Annotated in this window: 16 protein-coding genes; 8 read left to right on the top strand and 8 right to left on the bottom strand. The window is 49.7% G+C overall.

The features are described 5' to 3' along the window. Positions 1 to 64: 64 nt before the first annotated feature. The 3 genes from SC127_RS01360 to SC127_RS01350 all read right to left on the bottom strand — a co-directional run bounded on the left by SC127_RS01360 (position 65) and on the right by SC127_RS01350 (position 2,556). A complete protein-coding gene (locus tag SC127_RS01360; protein WP_332624916.1) occupies positions 65 to 1,054 on the bottom strand; it encodes a LacI family DNA-binding transcriptional regulator in 990 nt (329 codons plus the stop codon). A 162-nt stretch (positions 1,055 to 1,216) separates the two neighbouring features. Beyond that, positions 1,217 to 1,879 carry an OmpA family lipoprotein gene (locus SC127_RS01355; RefSeq protein WP_215848084.1) on the bottom strand — a complete coding sequence of 221 codons (663 nt, stop codon included), beginning with the start codon at positions 1,877 to 1,879 and terminating at the stop codon, positions 1,217 to 1,219. A 116-nt stretch (positions 1,880 to 1,995) separates the two neighbouring features. Beyond that, positions 1,996 to 2,556, bottom strand: coding sequence for a DNA-3-methyladenine glycosylase I (locus tag SC127_RS01350; protein ID WP_243079804.1), 561 nt, complete (start codon positions 2,554 to 2,556; stop codon positions 1,996 to 1,998). A gap of 139 nt (positions 2,557 to 2,695) precedes the next feature. On the opposite strand from SC127_RS01350, the gene SC127_RS01345 reads away from it, so the two are divergent. The 6 genes from SC127_RS01345 (at position 2,696) to SC127_RS01320 (ending at position 8,526) form a co-directional block, all read left to right on the top strand. After that, positions 2,696 to 3,406 (top strand): autotransporter domain-containing protein, encoded by a 711-nt coding sequence (locus tag SC127_RS01345; RefSeq protein ID WP_215848086.1) that lies wholly within the window; start codon positions 2,696 to 2,698, stop codon positions 3,404 to 3,406. 76 nt (positions 3,407 to 3,482) lie between these two features. Then, positions 3,483 to 4,166, top strand: coding sequence for a hypothetical protein (locus SC127_RS01340; RefSeq protein ID WP_332624915.1), 684 nt, complete (start codon positions 3,483 to 3,485; stop codon positions 4,164 to 4,166). Positions 4,167 to 4,279: 113 nt separating this feature from the next. Further along, on the top strand, positions 4,280 to 4,816 hold the full coding sequence (dnaT, locus tag SC127_RS01335) for a primosomal protein DnaT (protein WP_215848087.1): 537 nt from the start codon (positions 4,280 to 4,282) through the stop codon (positions 4,814 to 4,816). Then, the gene (gene dnaC / locus SC127_RS01330; protein ID WP_332624914.1) at positions 4,816 to 5,556 is read left to right on the top strand and encodes a DNA replication protein DnaC; all 741 of its coding nucleotides are present in this window, start codon (positions 4,816 to 4,818) and stop codon (positions 5,554 to 5,556) included. The genes dnaT and dnaC overlap by 1 nt, the downstream gene beginning before the upstream one ends. Positions 5,557 to 5,740: 184 nt before the next feature. Next, on the top strand, positions 5,741 to 7,264 hold the full coding sequence (locus SC127_RS01325; RefSeq protein ID WP_332624913.1) for a sodium:solute symporter family protein: 1,524 nt from the start codon (positions 5,741 to 5,743) through the stop codon (positions 7,262 to 7,264). Positions 7,265 to 7,392: 128 nt separating this feature from the next. Further along, the gene (locus SC127_RS01320) at positions 7,393 to 8,526 is read left to right on the top strand and encodes an ROK family protein (RefSeq protein WP_215848089.1); all 1,134 of its coding nucleotides are present in this window, start codon (positions 7,393 to 7,395) and stop codon (positions 8,524 to 8,526) included. Between the two features lie 46 nt (positions 8,527 to 8,572). Here the strand turns inward: SC127_RS01320 and SC127_RS01315 are convergent, their stop codons facing one another. Next, on the bottom strand, positions 8,573 to 10,021 hold the full coding sequence (locus SC127_RS01315; protein ID WP_243079807.1) for a sugar porter family MFS transporter: 1,449 nt from the start codon (positions 10,019 to 10,021) through the stop codon (positions 8,573 to 8,575). Positions 10,022 to 10,951: 930 nt separating this feature from the next. Between SC127_RS01315 and SC127_RS01310 the strand changes: the two genes are divergently transcribed. Beyond that, positions 10,952 to 12,430, top strand: coding sequence for a hypothetical protein (locus SC127_RS01310; RefSeq protein ID WP_332624912.1), 1,479 nt, complete (start codon positions 10,952 to 10,954; stop codon positions 12,428 to 12,430). 694 nt (positions 12,431 to 13,124) lie between these two features. On the opposite strand, the gene SC127_RS01305 is transcribed toward SC127_RS01310, so the two are convergent. Continuing rightward, positions 13,125 to 13,208, bottom strand: coding sequence for an ogr/Delta-like zinc finger family protein (locus SC127_RS01305; RefSeq protein ID WP_332624939.1), 84 nt, complete (start codon positions 13,206 to 13,208; stop codon positions 13,125 to 13,127). A gap of 229 nt (positions 13,209 to 13,437) precedes the next feature. Between SC127_RS01305 and xylB the strand changes: the two genes are divergently transcribed. Next, a complete protein-coding gene (gene xylB, locus SC127_RS01300; protein WP_332624911.1) occupies positions 13,438 to 14,880 on the top strand; it encodes a xylulokinase in 1,443 nt (480 codons plus the stop codon). 83 nt (positions 14,881 to 14,963) lie between these two features. On the opposite strand, the gene SC127_RS01295 is transcribed toward xylB, so the two are convergent. The 3 genes from SC127_RS01295 to pstB form a co-directional block, all read right to left on the bottom strand. Next, a complete protein-coding gene (locus SC127_RS01295; RefSeq protein WP_243079809.1) occupies positions 14,964 to 16,202 on the bottom strand; it encodes an MFS transporter in 1,239 nt (412 codons plus the stop codon). 97 nt (positions 16,203 to 16,299) lie between these two features. After that, positions 16,300 to 17,034, bottom strand: coding sequence for a phosphate signaling complex protein PhoU (gene phoU / locus SC127_RS01290; protein WP_215848091.1), 735 nt, complete (start codon positions 17,032 to 17,034; stop codon positions 16,300 to 16,302). Between the two features lie 17 nt (positions 17,035 to 17,051). Then, positions 17,052 to 17,825, bottom strand: a complete 774-nt coding sequence (gene pstB / locus SC127_RS01285; protein WP_215848092.1) for a phosphate ABC transporter ATP-binding protein PstB — start codon at positions 17,823 to 17,825, stop codon at positions 17,052 to 17,054. Positions 17,826 to 17,845 lie beyond the last annotated feature (20 nt).

Raw genomic sequence — 17,845 nt, 5'->3', positions numbered from 1 at the left:
AAATACCCTGCTAAGTAAGAATCAGGCAGAGACTAGCACAGCCGAAGCCGGTCGCAAAAAACCGTTATGCGTGGGCCTGCAACTGTAGCCAGGGCTGCCAAAGGGTTTGTAATTGGTTTAACGGCGCACCATCAAGCAGAGATAAAACCATCTCCGCGACCCGTTCACCGATTTCATTGTTCGAGGCCTGCCGGATAGCAATAATCGGCTGATCGAGAATCGCATCACGCGGCAGACCATCCCAGGCAATCAACGTGACGGCATTGTCGCCCTGCAAACGGCCCGCTTGCTGGAGCGCCATCGCCGCGCCTTCCGCTAGTGGACTGCAATCGGTAATGATGGCCTGTGGCAGCTTGCCTTGCGCCAGCCAGGCGCAGGTTTGCTGATAGCCGCATCGCCGCGAAGGCGCAACCGCAGCCATAGCAAACGGTGGAATCTGGCCCAGAGCATCCAAATAACCCTGACGCCTGTCGCGCACAAACGTGCAGGGTTCGTTGCCGCCAAGCCAGGCAATCTGTTGCAGATTATTTTTCAGGCAATGATTTACCGCCAGCTGCGAACCGGCGTAGTTATCCACATCAAACCAGGCATAGGTTTGTGGTAAATCGCTGCGCCCCATGGCTAAAAAGTTAAAGCCCTTTTGTTGCAGTTGCAGTAAGCGCGGATCTTGCGGCGTGGTGTGAGTCACGATAATGGCGTCTACCGCACGGCTTCGCAGCATACGCGTTAAGGTAGGTTGGCTTTCTTTTGGCTTATTGGCGAGCAGGAGTAAGTCAATTTCATGGCGGGAAAGGCACTGATCCAGCGTCAGTAATATCTCGCTGAAGAAGCCATCACTCAATGGCGGCGCGCTGACCGGATACACTAAACCCACCGCATTAGCCCGGCCTGTTTTCAGATGACGAGCCGCCGCATTAGGGCGATAGCCGCGTCGGCGAGCTTCCTCTTCCACGCGCTGACGCGTTTCCTGCGCCACATCCTCGTAACCATTCAAAGCACGGCTTACGGTTGTCACTGAAAGACCTAATAGGGAAGCAATGGCTTTAAGCGACATGATGCGTTACTCACAGTTCGGATTTTGATCACGCTAGCATAAAGTTTAACCTGGCTCTATGTATCGGCACCTAACTGGAACTTATTGCGCACTTTTTACTCAAAGTTGTCGGAAAATGAGGTGAACATTAACGGTGTGCCCCCGGTTAAGAGGGCGACACAATTAACCAAGCGGCGTCAACGTAATCTCTACACGACGGTTCTGGGCTTTTCCATCTTCCGTGCTGTTGCTGGCGATAGGATTGTCCGGTCCCGCACCTTGAGTACGTAAACGATTATTCGCGACGCCCTGTCCAATCAACGTGCTGGCTACGCTTTCAGCGCGCTGCTGCGATAAACGCATATTCAGCGCACGCGTGCCGGTACTGTCGGTATAACCCACTACGTTAACAGCCGTTTTTGGATACTCTTTCAGGACCATTGCCACGCCAGACAGCGTATTGGTTCCCGCCGCTTTCAGGCTGCTGCTGTTGGAATCAAAGGTGACATTGTTTGGCATGTTAAGCATGATGTTATCACCCTGACGCGTCACGCTGACGCCCGTACCGCGCATCTTGTCGCGCAGTTTGGCTTCCTGTACATCCATGTAATAACCGACACCGCCGCCCAAGGCTGCGCCACCCGCAGCGCCAATCAACGCGCCTTTACCACGATCTTTCTTCGATGATGAAAGCACGCCTACGCCCGCGCCAACCAGTGCACCGAGGCCAGCACCCATGCCTGATTTACCCGCCTGAGATTCGCCGGTATAAGGATTGGTAGTACAGCCTGACAGGGCCAGGCTGCCGCTCAGTAACAAGGTAATCGCTAATAAATTTTTCTGCATTTTCGTTCCTTTACACTCTTCACAGTGGAGAAATGTCTCCTCTAAAACGGATCGATTATGCCGTGGAATGATGAGGAAAGGCGTGAGGGAAAGTCTTATTTTGTAAACAATGGCCGCTAAAGATTATCGGGATGGCAGAAACAGGTTGTTTGATGATCGTTAATCAGCCCGCAAGCCTGCATAAATGAATAACAGATTGTCGGGCCGATGAATTTAAAACCACGCGCTTTTAAGGCTTTGGAGAGCGCAATAGCCTGCTCTGACGTGGTGGGCGCTAAGCGGTAATCGGCGTGATGATGAACAATTGGCGCATTATCAACAAATTCCCAGACGAAACGGGCAAAATCTTCACCCTTTGCTTCCATTGCCAGATAAGCACGCGCGTTGGTAATAATGGCTGAAATCTTGCCGCGATGGCGAATGATGCCGCTGTTTAGCAGCAGTTGCTCGATATCATCCTCATTCATTAAGGCCACGATTTGCGGATCAAACCGACCAAAAGCTTCCCGATAATTTTCGCGTTTTTTTAGCACGGTAATCCATGACAATCCCGCTTGCTGCCCTTCCAGACATAACATTTCAAACAGCATTTTTTTGTCAGTTTGCGCGATTCCCCACTCTTTATCGTGGTACGCCAGATAGAGCGGATCCTGTGTTACCCAGCCACATCGTTGCATCGTAGTAATCCTGATTGTAGGAAAATTTTATCGAGACCCTTGATCTTAGGGACAATCGGTTAATAGTTAAACGACAGGCGCAATAACGATCCTTTAATCAAAGCGCCCGATCATTCCTTCAGCCTCGCCTGGAGAATTCATGTTGCAGAAAAGTCCGTGTACAGGCCAGCACTATCCAGTGCGGCTTTTTTGTAGTGCGTTGCTTTTAGCGATCATTCAACCCGCCTTTGCATGGGGTGGCGACTTTGCCCTGCATGACAATCAAAGTTCTACGGTCATCCCTCCCGACTACAACACCATTTTGGCGGAGAAAATCTCTCGCACTCCATTGGAATTTACCGACGAGCAGCAAGGATTATGGGATGCAGCGCTCAATGCGCCGGCATCGATCCCAATGGCATTGCGTAGCGAACCCGGCAGCGTTGGGGCAACGCCGCTAGGCACCCGTTTTAGTGCAGGCTGGGATTTGCCAATCAATCACTCGTTTACGACCGGTCCGGTGGCGCAATATGCTGTTGATCAGCGCCCGCTCACTTGCCCACAATGTGATTTCAGTGAGCGGCCCAATCACGATCAGGTCGCGAGTGTTGGCTGGCGCGTCGATTCAAAGTTAGGCTGGATTACGCCTTGGGCTCAGCTCAGTTACAGCCATCAGCTCGTGGAGGAGAATCTTAATTACCGTGCTGAAGACGATCCCAACAATCGTCAGGAGAATTGGGTAGACGTCAGCGTCGGGGCGCATATGCCGCTTAACAATAATCTGGCGGCTTTCGCCTCTTTTTCTCAAACCGATGCGCTGAATACCGGTGAACAGTTCATTTATAGCTTGGGTGTAAGCGCCAGCTTTTAAGGTGCGGCATAAAATGAGAAGGCGCGCGTGCTGAATGAAATATAATGAGCGCGCTAATCATAATACTGGTAACACTATGCGTGAAAATTTGACAATTATTGGCCGTGAAATGGCCGTTTTTATATTTGCAGCACTTTTCCTTATTTTGATGGTGGCGCCGATTTATATCGACGTTGCCTGGATGAATGATGCGCTGCATGAAACCTCCTTAACGGAAACCACCCAGGAAGCGTTACTGGCCATTGTGGCCGTGCTGTTCTTTGCTGCGGCGTACCAACGCCCTGAGCAGCGTGGCGCTTTAACCCTGATCGGCGGCTTTTACAGCTGTATGCTGATTCGCGAACTCGATTTCCTGTTTGACATTATTCATCACGGGAGCTGGGTATGGTTTTCGCTGGCCGTGACGGCTGGTTGCTTTGCCGTTGCGATTCGCTCACCGAAACGTACTCTGCAAGGTCTGGCGAATCTGCTGCAAAATCGCAGTTGGCCGGTAATGGCGAGCGGCTTTTTAGTCGTGCTGGTGTTTTCACGCCTGTTTGGTACGCATTATTTGTGGGAACACATGATGATGGATGGCTACAACCGCGTAGTAAAAAATATGGCGGAAGAAGGCACCGAATTGCTGGGATACAGTTTGTGCACGCTGGCGTCGGTACGTTATTTATGGCAAACCCGCCCGGTAACAGCCGCAGTTAGCGAGCCAGTCTTAAAACCCATGGCTTCTCATCGCAGCAAAGCGACGCCCATCACGTCGTCCTAAACGCCTCAGCGCTTTTTGAGCGATTCTGCGCGTTAAAAAAGGTACAATATGCACTTCTGCGTCGGACAGGTCATCTCTCCGGCGCAACGTGTTTGCTAACGTCAGGTCTCTTCATGTCAGTCAAAATCTTAACGTCAACGCTTATTGGCCTGGATGCTTTCCGTCAGGATCCACTTAACGCCCTTCAACAGGCTGACAAAGGCACGCTGGCGGTGTTAGAAGATTATGCGCCGGTGATGTACGCCATCACGCCGGAGCGTTTGGCGCAGCTCTTAGCGCTGGAAGCCGCCATACAGCAACCCAATGACGTGGCGCTGGATGACAGCCTGTTTAACGATGCGCCCGCCGCGATTCATACGCCGGTCGGCAAGTTTGCCATGTACGATGGCTGGCAACCGGACGCTGATTTTTCACGCCAAGCCGCAATTTGGGGCGTCGCACTCAGCGAATCGGTGACCGCCTCGGAGCTGGCTGCATTTGTCGCCTATTGGCAAGCAGAAGGCCGATTATTCCATCATGTTCAGTGGCAGCAAAAGCTGGCGCGTAGTATACAGATGAATCGCGCCGCTAACGGCGGGCAGCCTAAGCGTGACATTACGCAGTTGCCCAATCCCGACCGTACTATTCCCGATGGTTTCCGAGGTGAGTAATGAAAACGCCGACCGATCTCTTTAGCCGTCTGAAAAAAATGATGCCTGCCGGCACCCAACCTAAATTCACCAGTGGTGAAGATCTGCTGGCGTGGAATCAGGAACAAGGCCGCTTGCGTTCTGAAGCCATTGTGCGCGAAAACCGCGCGATGAAAATGCAGCGCATCATGGGCCGCTCCGGCATTCGCGAACTGCATATGAACTGCTCATTCGATAACTATCGCGTTGAGAATGAAGGCCAGCGTAAAGCGCTCGAACTGGCGCGACAATATTGCGCAGAGTTTGACGGCAGTATCGCCAGCTTTGTTTTTTCCGGCCGTCCTGGCACAGGTAAAAACCATTTAGCCGCAGCTATTGGCAACGATTTAATTTTACGCGGTAGAAGTGTGTTAATCGTTACGGTCGCCGATCTGATGTCCAGTATGAAAGGCACGTTTAGCGGCACCAGCGATATCACCGAAGAGCGGCTGATTCAGGATCTCAGCAGCGTCGATCTGCTGGTGATCGATGAAATTGGGATGCAAAGCGAATCGCGTTACGAAAAAGTGGTTATTAATCAGATTGTTGATCGTCGATCCTCATCAAAACGTCCTACCGGTATGTTGTCCAATCTCGACCACGCAGGTATGAATACTTTGCTGGGAGAAAGGGTGATGGATCGCATGCGCCTGGGCAACAGTCTTTGGGTGCGCTTCGACTGGGAAAGCTATCGCAGCCGGGTTCGCGGCGACGAATATTAAATCTTACTGCCCGCTTCGTCGGGCAGTTTTATTTCAGCCGCTGCCGTTTTAAAGTGCAGCGGGCAGACAGCATCACCTTCCATTTCCAATAACCGTGCCAGGACGCTGTTATCCTGACCAGAGATAAATCCCTTAATGCCGACGACGCTGCTGTGTTCGTTGGGCAGCCCTTCTGGAATCTGCGATGAACGTGCTTGATTATGCGGTAATGGCGCTGTATGCCCTGATGATCGTACTCATTACGCTATGGGCGATGCGGAAAGTGGGCAGCACGCGCGACTTTTTTACCGCTGGCGGCAAAATGCCATGGTGGCTTTCTGGCGTCTCGCATCATATGTCTGGCTACAGCGCCGCCGTCTTTGTCGCCTATGCCGCCGTTGCCTATAACATGGGCATCACGCTCTATTTCTGGTGGGCTTTGCCCATCTCCATCGCAGTATTCATTGGCTCACGGGTGTTTGCGCCACGTTGGGCGCGTTTGCGTATCCACATGAATATTGAATCGCCAATGGAATATCTCGTCACGCGCTACAATTTGCCAACGCAGATGGTGCTGGCGTGGAGCGGCGTACTGCTGAAAACCTTTGATGTCGGCGCCAAATGGGCCGCTATTGCGGTCATCATCAACGTATTTACCGGCATTGATCCGATCATCGGAATTTGCCTTTCTGGCGCCCTGAGCCTGTTTTATACCGTAATAGGCGGATTGTGGGCAGACGCCTGCAACGATTTTGGTCAGTTCATCGTGCAGTTTGTGGCGGCGATTGTCATGCTCATCGCCGTTGCCCTGCATTTGGGCGGTTTTCATGCTTTGCTGTCCATCTGGGATCATTTGCCAGTCGGCCACACGCAAATCGTGCAGGAACCCTACACGCTGGGGTTTATTTTTGCCTATTTCATTATTTACACGCTGAGCTACAACGGCGGCACCTGGAATTTGGCGCAGCGGTTTATTGCTGCTTCTGGGGGTCGCGAAGCGCGTAAAGCCGCCCTGCTTTCATCCGCGCTTTTCCTGATCTGGCCGCTGGTGCTGTTCTGGCCGATGTGGGCTGCTCCACTGCTCTATCCTGATCTTGCCGATCCGTCGCGTGCATATTCACTGATGGCTATGGAATTGCTGCCCAATGGCTTAGTCGGCCTGGTGTTGGTCGCTATGTTTACACATACGCTCTCAATGACCTCGTCTGATGCCAATGCCATCACCGCCGTTGTTACTCGCGATATTCTGCCCGGCATGATGCCGAACCTTTTCCAGCGCGGTAAAAGCTCTTTGCTGGTGGCGCGTCTCACCGCGTTTCTGTTCATTATTCTGACGTTAATTATCGCGATAAATGCCAGCCATTTTGGCGGCGTTTTATCGCTTCTGATTATCTGGTTTGGTGGCTTGGTCGGCCCCATTTCTATCCCTATGCTGCTCGGTTTGCTCCCGTGGTTTCGGCGCAGCGGCAGCGCGGCGGCGCTCACGAGTTGGGCCATTGGCGTTACGACCTTTTTCTACGTGAAGTTTGTATTGAACGATGTCAGTACCGCCACGCAGGTTGCCGCGCCCGTGCTCTCTTCACTGGTGCTGTTCACCGTAATGGGCTGGATGCGGCGCTCACCCGTTGATCCGCAGGTTGATGCACTTCTCCACGCACTTAATAGCGATCAGGGCATGCCGGAAAAATCGCGCTGGCCACAGGAAAGCTCCGTTTCGCCAGAGCGTTAATTGTGTAATGCCACGGCGATCGCCGCCGGTTATTGGGCGTTGTGTGAAACAGGGCATGAAAGTGTGGGGTGACGAATGCACAGACGCTGATACACTGAAACTCTTCTCTTCTGTTGAGTGAATGCGTCATGAAAGCCAGTGGCAAAGGGCCAGCATTATTGCGGCTAAATAACCAAAAGCGGGTGATGACGCAACTGCGCAGGATGCGCGTAACGTCACGCCAGGATCTCGCCCAAACCCTGTCGCTCAGTAAAAACACGGTTTCGTTGATCATTGATGACCTGTTGGAACAGGATCTTATCGAGGAGTTAGGCCCGGTCAGCGTGGCGACCGCAGGACGACCAAAGATTGAAATCACGCTGCGCCCGGAAAAGTTAAAAAGTGCTGGCGTGATGGTAGAGCGTAATACCATTCACTGGCGCGTCTGTGACTATTTTTCACAGGTACTTGCTGAAGAAACGCTACGCACTGACACCAGTAATCCCACTAAACTGCTGGCTGAACTGGCAATGGTTTGTCGTGAGATCAGCGATAAATTCCCCGACTTATTGGGCATCGGGCTGGGCTTTCCCGGCATTGTCGATCCGCAACGCGGCTGGATGCACCTTTCTACCCATCTCGGCTGGCAGGATGTCGATCTGCTCACCTCTCTGCGCAAACATGTCCGTATGCCTATCCGCGTCATGAATAACGTGAAAGCGGCAGCGCTGCTCTCTGTGCAGCAACTTGCGCTGACGACAGAAAGCAGCCACTTCTATCTGCGCATTTCGGAAGGTATTGGCGGTGCGTTAGTGCAGGATGGTGAGGTCTTTACCGGCAATAGCTGGACGGCGGGAGAAGCGGGCCATTTAACCGTACAACCAAACGGACCCCGTTGCAGCTGTGGCCGACAAGGTTGCCTGGAAGCTCTGATTAGCCAACCGGCGATAAAACAACAACTGGCTCAACGTCAGCCGGGCTTAACCTGGCAAAATCGAGAAAGCGCCCCAAAAATTGTGAATGAAGTGATGATGCAGGCGGGAAGTTTTCTGGGTAAGGCGCTGAGTCAAATCATGCTGCTGCTTAATCCGGCCAGCATCGTGATTGATTGCCCATGGAGTGCACATCTCGGGTTTTGCGAGGCAGTCAGCGGCGTGGCAGAGTCCAGCGCATTGGCTTTTACCTATCAACATACCGATCTGCATTTTCTGCAAACCCGGCTTAACCCGGCAAATGGATTGGCGCTAGCTGTGCTTGAGCAGTATGAGCAGCGAGTCAGTTAATCCATTCATTTTCCACATAAAGGGCAGCTTTCGCTGCCCTTTCATCTTATGAACGCGACTGATTAGCCGGTTCATTCACCAGAACGCCTTCCTCAGCCTCAACATTGAATTTCTCCAACACGCGCGCATGGATTTTTTCCAGCGGCACGCCCGCCGTTTCAGGTAAATAACGGAAGGTGAAGAAATACATGCCCACCGAGAAGATTGCGAACAACAGCAGCGGGAAGCCGCCATGGAAGACTTCAACCAGGTAAGGGTTGCTGTTCATAATCGGGAACGTGGTACTGATGATGAAGTTTGCCATCGACATTGCGCAGATTGAAATGCCCACGCAGATAGCGCGAATTTCAGTTGGGAAAAGTTCACCCAGCACCGTCCAGACAACTTGACCCCACGTGATGCCAAAGAACACCATGTAAGCGAATAAACCCACCACAGCCAGCAAGCCAGGCAAACGGTAATAAAACGCGACAAAGGTATACGCCAGGAAGATGGCAGAAGTGATGGCCCCAATCAGCAACAGCTTGCGACGTCCCATTTTATCAATTAATGACATGCCAATCAGCACACCCACAAACTGACAAACCGAGAGCCAGAAAGTTTGTAACAGCGCGGAATCGGTGCTGCTTGCGACATTTTTCAACAAGGTAGGACCGAAATATTGAATAACATTAATGCCGCTGATCTGGTTACCCACCGCTAATCCAATACCGATAATCAACAACGGCACGGTGGTTTTATTCAGGCGGAAGCGGGCTTTGTGCTGACTCGCGGCCTCTGTGGAGAACGAGCTTTTAATCTCCTGCAAAACGCTTTCTGCGTGATCGCGATTAGAGATTTTGCTTAGCGTATCCAGCGCCTCTTTATCTTTTCCCTTCAGAACGTTCCAGCGAGGGGATTCAGGAATGAAAGCGATAAAGAAGACAAACAGCGCACAGGGCACTAATGCGGTTGCCAGAATGTAGCGCCAGCCGATATCAATCATCATTTCTGGCAGCATCGATTTATTGATGAAGTAGTTGGTCAGCAAAACCACTGATTGCCCACCGACGCAGCACACGGCATATAACGCGGTAGTGCGACCACGAAACTTTGAGGGTGACAGCTCAGCAAGGTAAATGGGAGAAATCACCGAAGCCAGACCAATCGCCAGGCCGCCGAGAATGCGGAAAGCGACAAAGGTAACGAAGTTGTGCGCAATGGCGGTGCCAACTACCGAGGCGGTAAACAGCAGTGCGGTGATCGCGAGGGATTTTTTTCGGCCAAATTTATCGCTGAGTTTTGGCGCAATGAAGCAGCCCACCAGGCTACCGAGCAGAATATTTGACACAGCCCAACCGGTTTCAGCTGGTGATAACTGAAAATATTCACTTAGCGGCTCGATTGCACCGGAAATAATCGACGAGTCATATCCCATCAGCAGGCCGCCAAATGCAGCGACCGTACAACAGAGCATGACGTATTTCATGTTGTAGCGTTTTTGCCGGGTATCCATCTTTCAAGCTCCTGTTCTCTACTGCCTGAACGTATCCAGTTCAGAAAGAGGAGTCGTTATTGTCTTCGGGTTTAGCGGCTTCAGAGTGAAAGCACACATGAAATATATTTTCTAAATCGATCAATTTGGATTAATTTTTCCAAAAGTGTGAGCGGGGTTGGAATATTTCGTGATAGTAAAGATGGGAAACTATCAATTTTTGCCTTTAGGAACAGTAGGATAAACAGATAAAACCAAAAAAAGAGAAAACTATCAGTGATTACAAATGATTAACCCCTGAGAAAGTAACACGCTTACTTTTCAGAAAACTAAGCCAGTATGCTTGATGAAAATTTTTATTTAGAGAAATCATAAAGATAAGAAACAAGCTTTGACTATTTCATGACGTTCAGCTCAAAAACCTGTAGCGAAAAAGAACAGAAATTAAGACGGGAATTGATTTCTTCCCAAAAGATATGAAATTATTTTTCCATTATGGAGAGAGATAAAAAGAGAGAGTTGGAAGCGTTGAAGCTGTGCATTGCTTAACAGCCGCGTAAATAGCTGCGGTGTTTTCTGATTGGGATGCGATTACAGGAGTTAGTAATAACTTTAATCTCTTGATTTTAAACAACATTTTCATTTTTTGAAACTTATACCCCCAAAGATACCCCCAATTTGATAGTGTTCTTAACTTTGCAGCCACAGTAAAACCTCTTGCTCTTATAACGGATTGTAGAAACTGCTGCTTAGTTTGCAATGTCTGCTAAATGGTTATTTTTTTTCTTATTAAATCAGGCTGAATTCATTCGATCTATCATATGCATGTGATTTTTATAATCTTTTAATTTTGATTTTAGGATTAAATCTGTTCATTATTAATGGCGACTAATGTTTTTAAATCCTCTCATGCAGCAATTTGAAGATGATTGAAGTTAAGGAGAACCATATATGCCTAAGATAAATGTATATTTTTCTGACTTTTTTAAAGTAGCACCTGAAAAGATTAAGAGTTATGGTGCATTTAACATATCACTAATTAATGACCTTCCATTATTTATAGACCCATTTTTATTATTTAACAGCGATAACGGTCAGTATAAGAAACTACATAATGAGATAATCAACTATGTTGCTTTTCTAAGAGATGTTTCTGGAGGCAGAAAGCTCAGTAAAGGCCTTATTAGTAGCTGGTTCCTTTTTCCCGAAGTGAAGCAAAATTGGTTTGGCTACAGCATCGTTGGTAATGGTGGAAGTGGATTAGGCCCAGATTTCGCGAAAGCTTTAAATGCAAGCTTTTCCAATATACTGTCAAATTTTGGTAAAGAAGAAATCACCTCTGGTAGTCATTTAGAAAAACTATGCCTTATTAAAAGTGGAGTTGGTAAGGATAGTGTAAGCGATTTTACTACAAATTTAATCAAGTCTTTTTTGTTGGAATATACACAGGATTTTTCTACAAAAAACATAAACAAAAATTTTCTTAAAGAATTCAATGTAGAAAAAGTCCATTTCAACTATGAAACAAGAACGTGGGTGAATAAAAAATTCACTTTGCCATCTTATAATGATGACTTTGTACTGTTGACACCGAGAGATATTCTCACCAAAGATGAAACTTGGATTAACCGTAATGACATGATTGCTGATTTTAGAGACGTTTGTAATAGCATTCCTAATGAACAGTTGAGGGACCAACTTAGCGAATATTTTAATAGATGCCTTCCCGACAAGGCAAAGAAAAAGGATCTTGAAGCGGCTGCAGACTTAGTTATTAAAGATAATCCTACTTTCATTGACTATTATATTAAAATGAAAGAGAAGCAAAGTCGCTCTGCACATGAAAGGAGTATGGAAAAAGTTCTTGAATCAGAGAATGTTTTTATAAATAAGGTTCAAAAATTCATTGATTCAATTTTTGAGCATAACAACGATTTTTTCCACGAAAATCATGATACTTTAGAAGAATCGTATAATCGTGTTATGTATTTAAAACAAGTGATTGAAAATAACAATGGCTATAAGATTTTTTATCTGAAAGGCAACCCTATCAAGCGTGAGTCAGACTTGCAATTAATGTTTAGACTTACATGGTATGCTTCTGTATCTGATGTTAATAGTGAAGTTGACAATGGAAGGGGGCCTGTTGATTACAAAGTATCACGAGGTTCTAAAGACAAGACATTAGTTGAATTTAAATTGGCAAGCAACTCCAAGTTAAAACAAAATTTAGCCAATCAAGTTAAAGTATATGAGAAAGCAAATCAGACAAAGAAATCAATAAAGGTTATTCTGTATTTTACTGATGAAGAATTAAGTAGATTAATTTCTGTGTTCAAAGAACTTAAAATAAAAGAAGGAAAAGAACTTGTTATAATTGATGCTAGACCTAATAAGGTTTCAGCGTCAAATGTAAAGGAAGAAGATTGATTTAATTAATTTAAAACGGTCTGTTATTTAAACTGATAGACCGTATAAAATTTTAACTATATTGCTCCACATTTCTTTTCGGAGGGAGAACAACGCAACCCCCTGCATCTACGACAATACGATTGTGGGATTAGCCTTTCATTTTCCATCGTTCTAAATCCGAAAAATTCCTCTATTTTATTTAAGTCATTTGTTGCTTGTAGCTTACAGCAAGGGCAAATAGCTTGGATTTGATATGACATTCTTACATTCCTTTAAAATGGCAATTCCAATGATGCATCTGTTACCTCAAAACCTTTGCGCGCAATGCTATCCCCCGACACGCCTGCCCGATTTATGCGTCGCTTTTTAAGCAACTGCATGATGGTAGGCCGTGCCAGATGGGCTACTAAGGGTGTTGCTAGCGAGCAAAATCTGCATGCAAATCCATGCACCCTATGCATGCACACCTATTTATACTCGTCACCATGCAGAAAATCTTTAGAGTTATGACAAAAAAATCCCCGCTAGTTGGCAGGGATTGCAGAGGATTTGTGATCAGTGTCGGAATGCGGAACCGTAACGCCCCAGCGGCTGCCGTTGCCGTGTTGGCGGCGGCGGGGCGGCAATCTGTTCTGGTTCCGGTGGACTAGTAATCACCTTGACGATGTTCTCATGCGTTTTTGAAAATGCTGGAACACTCCAGATTCGTGCACTAATGATAAGCTTCCTTCACCTGTTCAGAAAGGTAGTGGCTGCTTTTAACGTGGGACGAATGGCGGCAGAACGGGCAGCTCATCATTGTTTGTTCCCCTTATCGCGACGCTTTATTTCAGCCCATTACTCAGCTTATGAACCGATGCTGGGCTGTTGTACAGATGCATATCAACACCGCTCAGGGCGGGGTTAATCACATCGCAAAAGCTCGCGCATGCGACCTTGATCAATTTCTTCACACGGTTTCAACCTGCCTACGCCATTCCAGTAGATACTGAGCGCGTCATCATTCCACGCAATAGGAGCAGGTCATGTTCATAGGCATTGATCTCGGCACGTCGGGTATCAAGGTGGTGTTAGTCGACGCGCACAGCAATGTGCTGGCCAGTCAAACGGAAAAACTCAGCGTGTCCCGGCCTAAACCGCTGTGGAGCGAGCAAGATCCTGAAGCATGGTGGCAAGCGCTAGACAGCGCAATGCAGGCGCTGAGCAAAGATCACCCTCTGCGCGACGTTAAAGCAATAGGGCTGAGTGGACAAATGCACGGTGCAACGTTGCTGGATAAGGAGTCTCGCGTGCTGCGCCCGGCCATTTTATGGAATGACGGTCGCAGCGCTGAACAGTGTCGTGAGCTGGAAGAGAGAGTGCCGAATTCACGTCACATCACCGGTAACCTAATGATGGCAGGCTTTACCGCGCCAAAACTACTTTGGGTACAGCAGCATGAACCCCATATTTTTCGCCAGGTCGCTAAAGTACTGCTGCCAAAGGATTATCTGCGCTGGCGTTTGAGTGGCGATTTCGCCACCGATCTTTCCGACGCGTCGGGCACGATGTGGCTGGATGTGGCGCAACGCGACTGGAGCGATGAAATGCTTCATGCCTGTAATCTGACGCGTGAGCAGATGCCGCGCCTGTTTGAAGGAAACGCGATCACCGGTACGCTGAATGCTGAACTCGCGACGCGCTGGAAGATGAACGCGGTGCCGCTGGCTGCGGGCGGTGGTGATAATGCCGCCGGTGCGATAGGCGTGGGCATGGCGGAGCCGGGGCAAGGCATGTTGTCGCTGGGCACATCCGGCGTCTATTTCGTCGTGAGCGACGGCTATCTCAGTAATCCCGAACGGGCGGTCCATAGCTTTTGTCATGCATTGCCGCAGCGCTGGCATTTGATGTCGGTGATCTTGAGTGCGGCGTCATGTCTTGATTGGGCCGCCGCGCTAACCGGTTGTGAAGACGTTTCGCAATTATTAAACGAAGCGGAACAGGCCAAAACGGATGTGTCACCGCTGTGGTTTTTGCCTTATCTTTCTGGCGAGCGCACGCCGCATAACAATCCTGAAGCTAAAGGCTGTTTCTTTGGTTTCACCCACCAGCATGGTCGGGCTGAACTCGCGCGTGCCGTGTTGGAAGGCGTGGGGTTCGCGTTAGCGCAAGGCATGGATGCCGTGCATGACTGTGGCGTCACGCCAGAGAGTATTATGCTGATCGGCGGTGGCGCACGCAGCGCAATGTGGCGGCAAATGTTGGCAGATATCAGCGGACAGACGCTGGATTATTGTCACGGCGGCGACGTGGGGCCTGCATTGGGCGCGGCACGTTTGGCGCAGTTGGCGGTCGATCCTGATGCTAAGGCCTCTACATTGGTGCTGGCTCAGCGCCATCAGCCTGATGCGGAACGCTTCGCTCGTTATCAGCCAATGCGCGAGACGTTTAGCCGGTTGTATCAGCAGTTACAGCCTTTAATGACGTGAGGAAGAAGTCAGTGATGGAGCAGCATCCTCTTCCCCCGCTTTGCGGGGGAAGGCCGGAATGGGGCCAGCGCACCTAGCCAAACTTAACCAATTGCGCCTAACGCATCTTCCTTGCTCTGCTTTTTCGGCAGTAAAAATAGCGTGGCGAGGATATCCAGCAGATAAATCAGCGCCAGCAAGGTAATCGCTGCAACGAAAGAGAACTTACTCGCCAACAGGCCGATCACTACTGGGCCAAAGCCGCCAACGCCGCGTCCGAGGTTGAACAATACGTTCTGCGCTGTGGCGCGCGCCTGTGGTGGGAAGGTGTCAGAAATCAGCGCGCCATAGCCGCCAATCATGCCATTCACAAACATGCCCATCAGCGCACCGGTAAACAGCATCACGGTGGGATCGCGCAGTTGCGCATAGATGATGACCATCGCCACCGCACCAAACTGATACAGCAAAAAAATCTTCCAGCGCGCAAAGCGATCCGCCAACACGCCAAACAGCCAAATACCAAACGTCATGCCGACCACGGTAACTGCCGTCCACAAGCCCGATTTGGTCAGGCTAAAGCCAAAGTTGGAGGAGAGATAGCTTGGCATCCAGATCATCAAACCGTAATAACCGAAGTTCTGTACTGAGCAAAGAATGAAGATGCCGAGGCTGGCTTTTGTGGTATCACGATCGCGAACCAACAGTTTGAGTCGCGCCATAAAAGACAAGGAAGGAACGTGCTTTACCTGCTGCGTGTAACCTTCCGGTTCGCCCATGCTGCGGCGAATGGCAAAGGAAACAATCGCAGGCAGCAAACCAACCAGGAACATGCCGCGCCAGCCAATCACGCTCAATAACGGTGGCGTGATAAACGCAGCCAGCAATACGCCAAGCTGCCAACCGATGCCCACCCACGCTGATGCGCGATTGCGCTTCTCTTCAGGCCAGGCTTCAGCAATTAACGCCATGCCGATACCGAATTCGCCCCCTAATCCCACGCCAGCCAGCGTGCGATAAGCCAACAAATCCCAGTAACCTTGCGCGACTGCGCACAGGCCGGTAAACACCGAAAAAACCAAGATGGTGATAGTCAGCATACGAATGCGGCCAAAGCGGTCGCTGAGATTGCCAAACACAATGCCGCCGATAACTGCGCCGATCAATGTCCAGGTCACTAACGACCCCGCTTGTGACGGATCAAGCGCCAGTGACACGCTAATAGCGGGCAACATAAAACCAAGGATCAGCAGATCAAATCCGTCCATGGCGTAACCACTAACGGCAGCCAGCATGGCTTTAGCAGGCGTGGCGCTCTGCCTGGAGTGGGGAGAAGAAGACATCAATTGGCACCTAAAAGGGGAAAGTGCCGCAAGTATAAAGGAGTGAGGGGGGCAACAGGAAACCCGTGCGTCAGAACAACGCACGGATTAAATCACATCAGGAAGGTTTATTGCTGCCGTCGTCACCGGAAAGCAGTTCATCTAACCGGTCACCGCCAACATGGCGGAAATCCTGACCTTTAACGAAGTAGAAGATGATTTCACAGATGTTCTGACAGCGGTCCCCGATGCGTTCAATGGCGCGAGCGCAGAACAGGGCGGTCAATACGCTTGGGATAGTGCGCGGATCTTCCATCATGTAAGTCATTAACTGACGCACAATGCCTTCGTACTCTTTATCGACTTTCTTGTCTTCACGATAGATTTCAATCGCTTCGTTAAGATCCATACGCGCAAAGGCATCCAGCACATCATGCAGCATCTGCACCGTGTGGCGGCCCAATGATTCCAGGCTCACCAACAGCGGCATATGCTGTTGACCAAACTTTTCCAGCGCGGTGCGGCTGATTTTCTCAGCCACATCACCGATGCGCTCCAGCTCAGAAATCGTTTTGATGATCGCCATCACCAAGCGCAGATCGATGGCGGTTGGCTGACGTTTGGCGATGATGCGCACGCAGGCTTCATCAATCTCCACTTCCATCATGTTGACCTTCTGGTCACCGTCGATGACGCGCTGTGCCAGTTCGCCGTCCAGATTGTGCATCGCGGTAATCGCATCCGTCAGCTGCTGCTCGACCATGCCGCCCATGATCATCACTTGGGTACGAATGTGTTCCAGCTCCGCATTGAACTGCCCGGAGATATGTTTATTCAGATTCAAATTGTCCATGGCAATCTCCTGACAAATCAGCCGTAGCGGCCAGTAATGTAATCTTCAGTTTGTTTCTGCGCAGGCTTAGTGAACAGCGTGTCGGTATCGCTGAATTCAATAAGTTCGCCCAGATACATAAATGCGGTGTGGTCGGAACAACGCGCCGCCTGCTGCATGTTGTGGGTAACAATCACCACGGTGTAATCCTGCTTCAGCTCGGTGATTAGCTCTTCAATGCGCCCGGTGGAGATCGGGTCGAGCGCGGAACAAGGCTCATCTAACAGCAGAACTTCCGGGCGAATGGCGATGCCGCGAGCAATGCACAGGCGCTGCTGCTGACCGCCGGAAAGACTGTAACCGCTCTGATGCAGCTTGTCTTTGGTTTCATTCCACAGCGCCGCTTTGGTCAGCGCCCATTGCACGCGCTCGTCCATGTCAGCCCGCGACAGCTTCTCAAACAGACGCACGCCAAAGGCAATGTTGTCATAAATCGACATCGGGAACGGGGTTGGCTTTTGAAACACCATACCCACGCGAGCGCGTAACAGCGCGATATCCTGATGCGTGGCCAAAATGTTATCGCCATCCAGCAGGATGTCCCCTTCAGCACGCTGTTCAGGGTAGAGCGAATACATTTTATTGAAGGTGCGCAGCAAGGTGGATTTGCCGCAGCCCGACGGGCCGATAAACGCCGTAACCTGATTTTTAGCAATATCCAGATTAATATTTTTCAGCGCGTGAAACTTGCCGTAATAGAAGTTCAGATTACGGACCTGAATTTTATCGGCAGATGAAGTCGCGTTACGCATTGTTCGTCTCTCTTAAACGG

This window comes from Pantoea sp. T14, from assembly GCF_036663535.1.
GTDB lineage: Bacteria > Pseudomonadota > Gammaproteobacteria > Enterobacterales > Enterobacteriaceae > Pantoea > Pantoea phytostimulans.
Note: the sequence above shows the minus strand (reverse complement) of the source record. Positions and strands in the feature narration are given on the sequence as shown.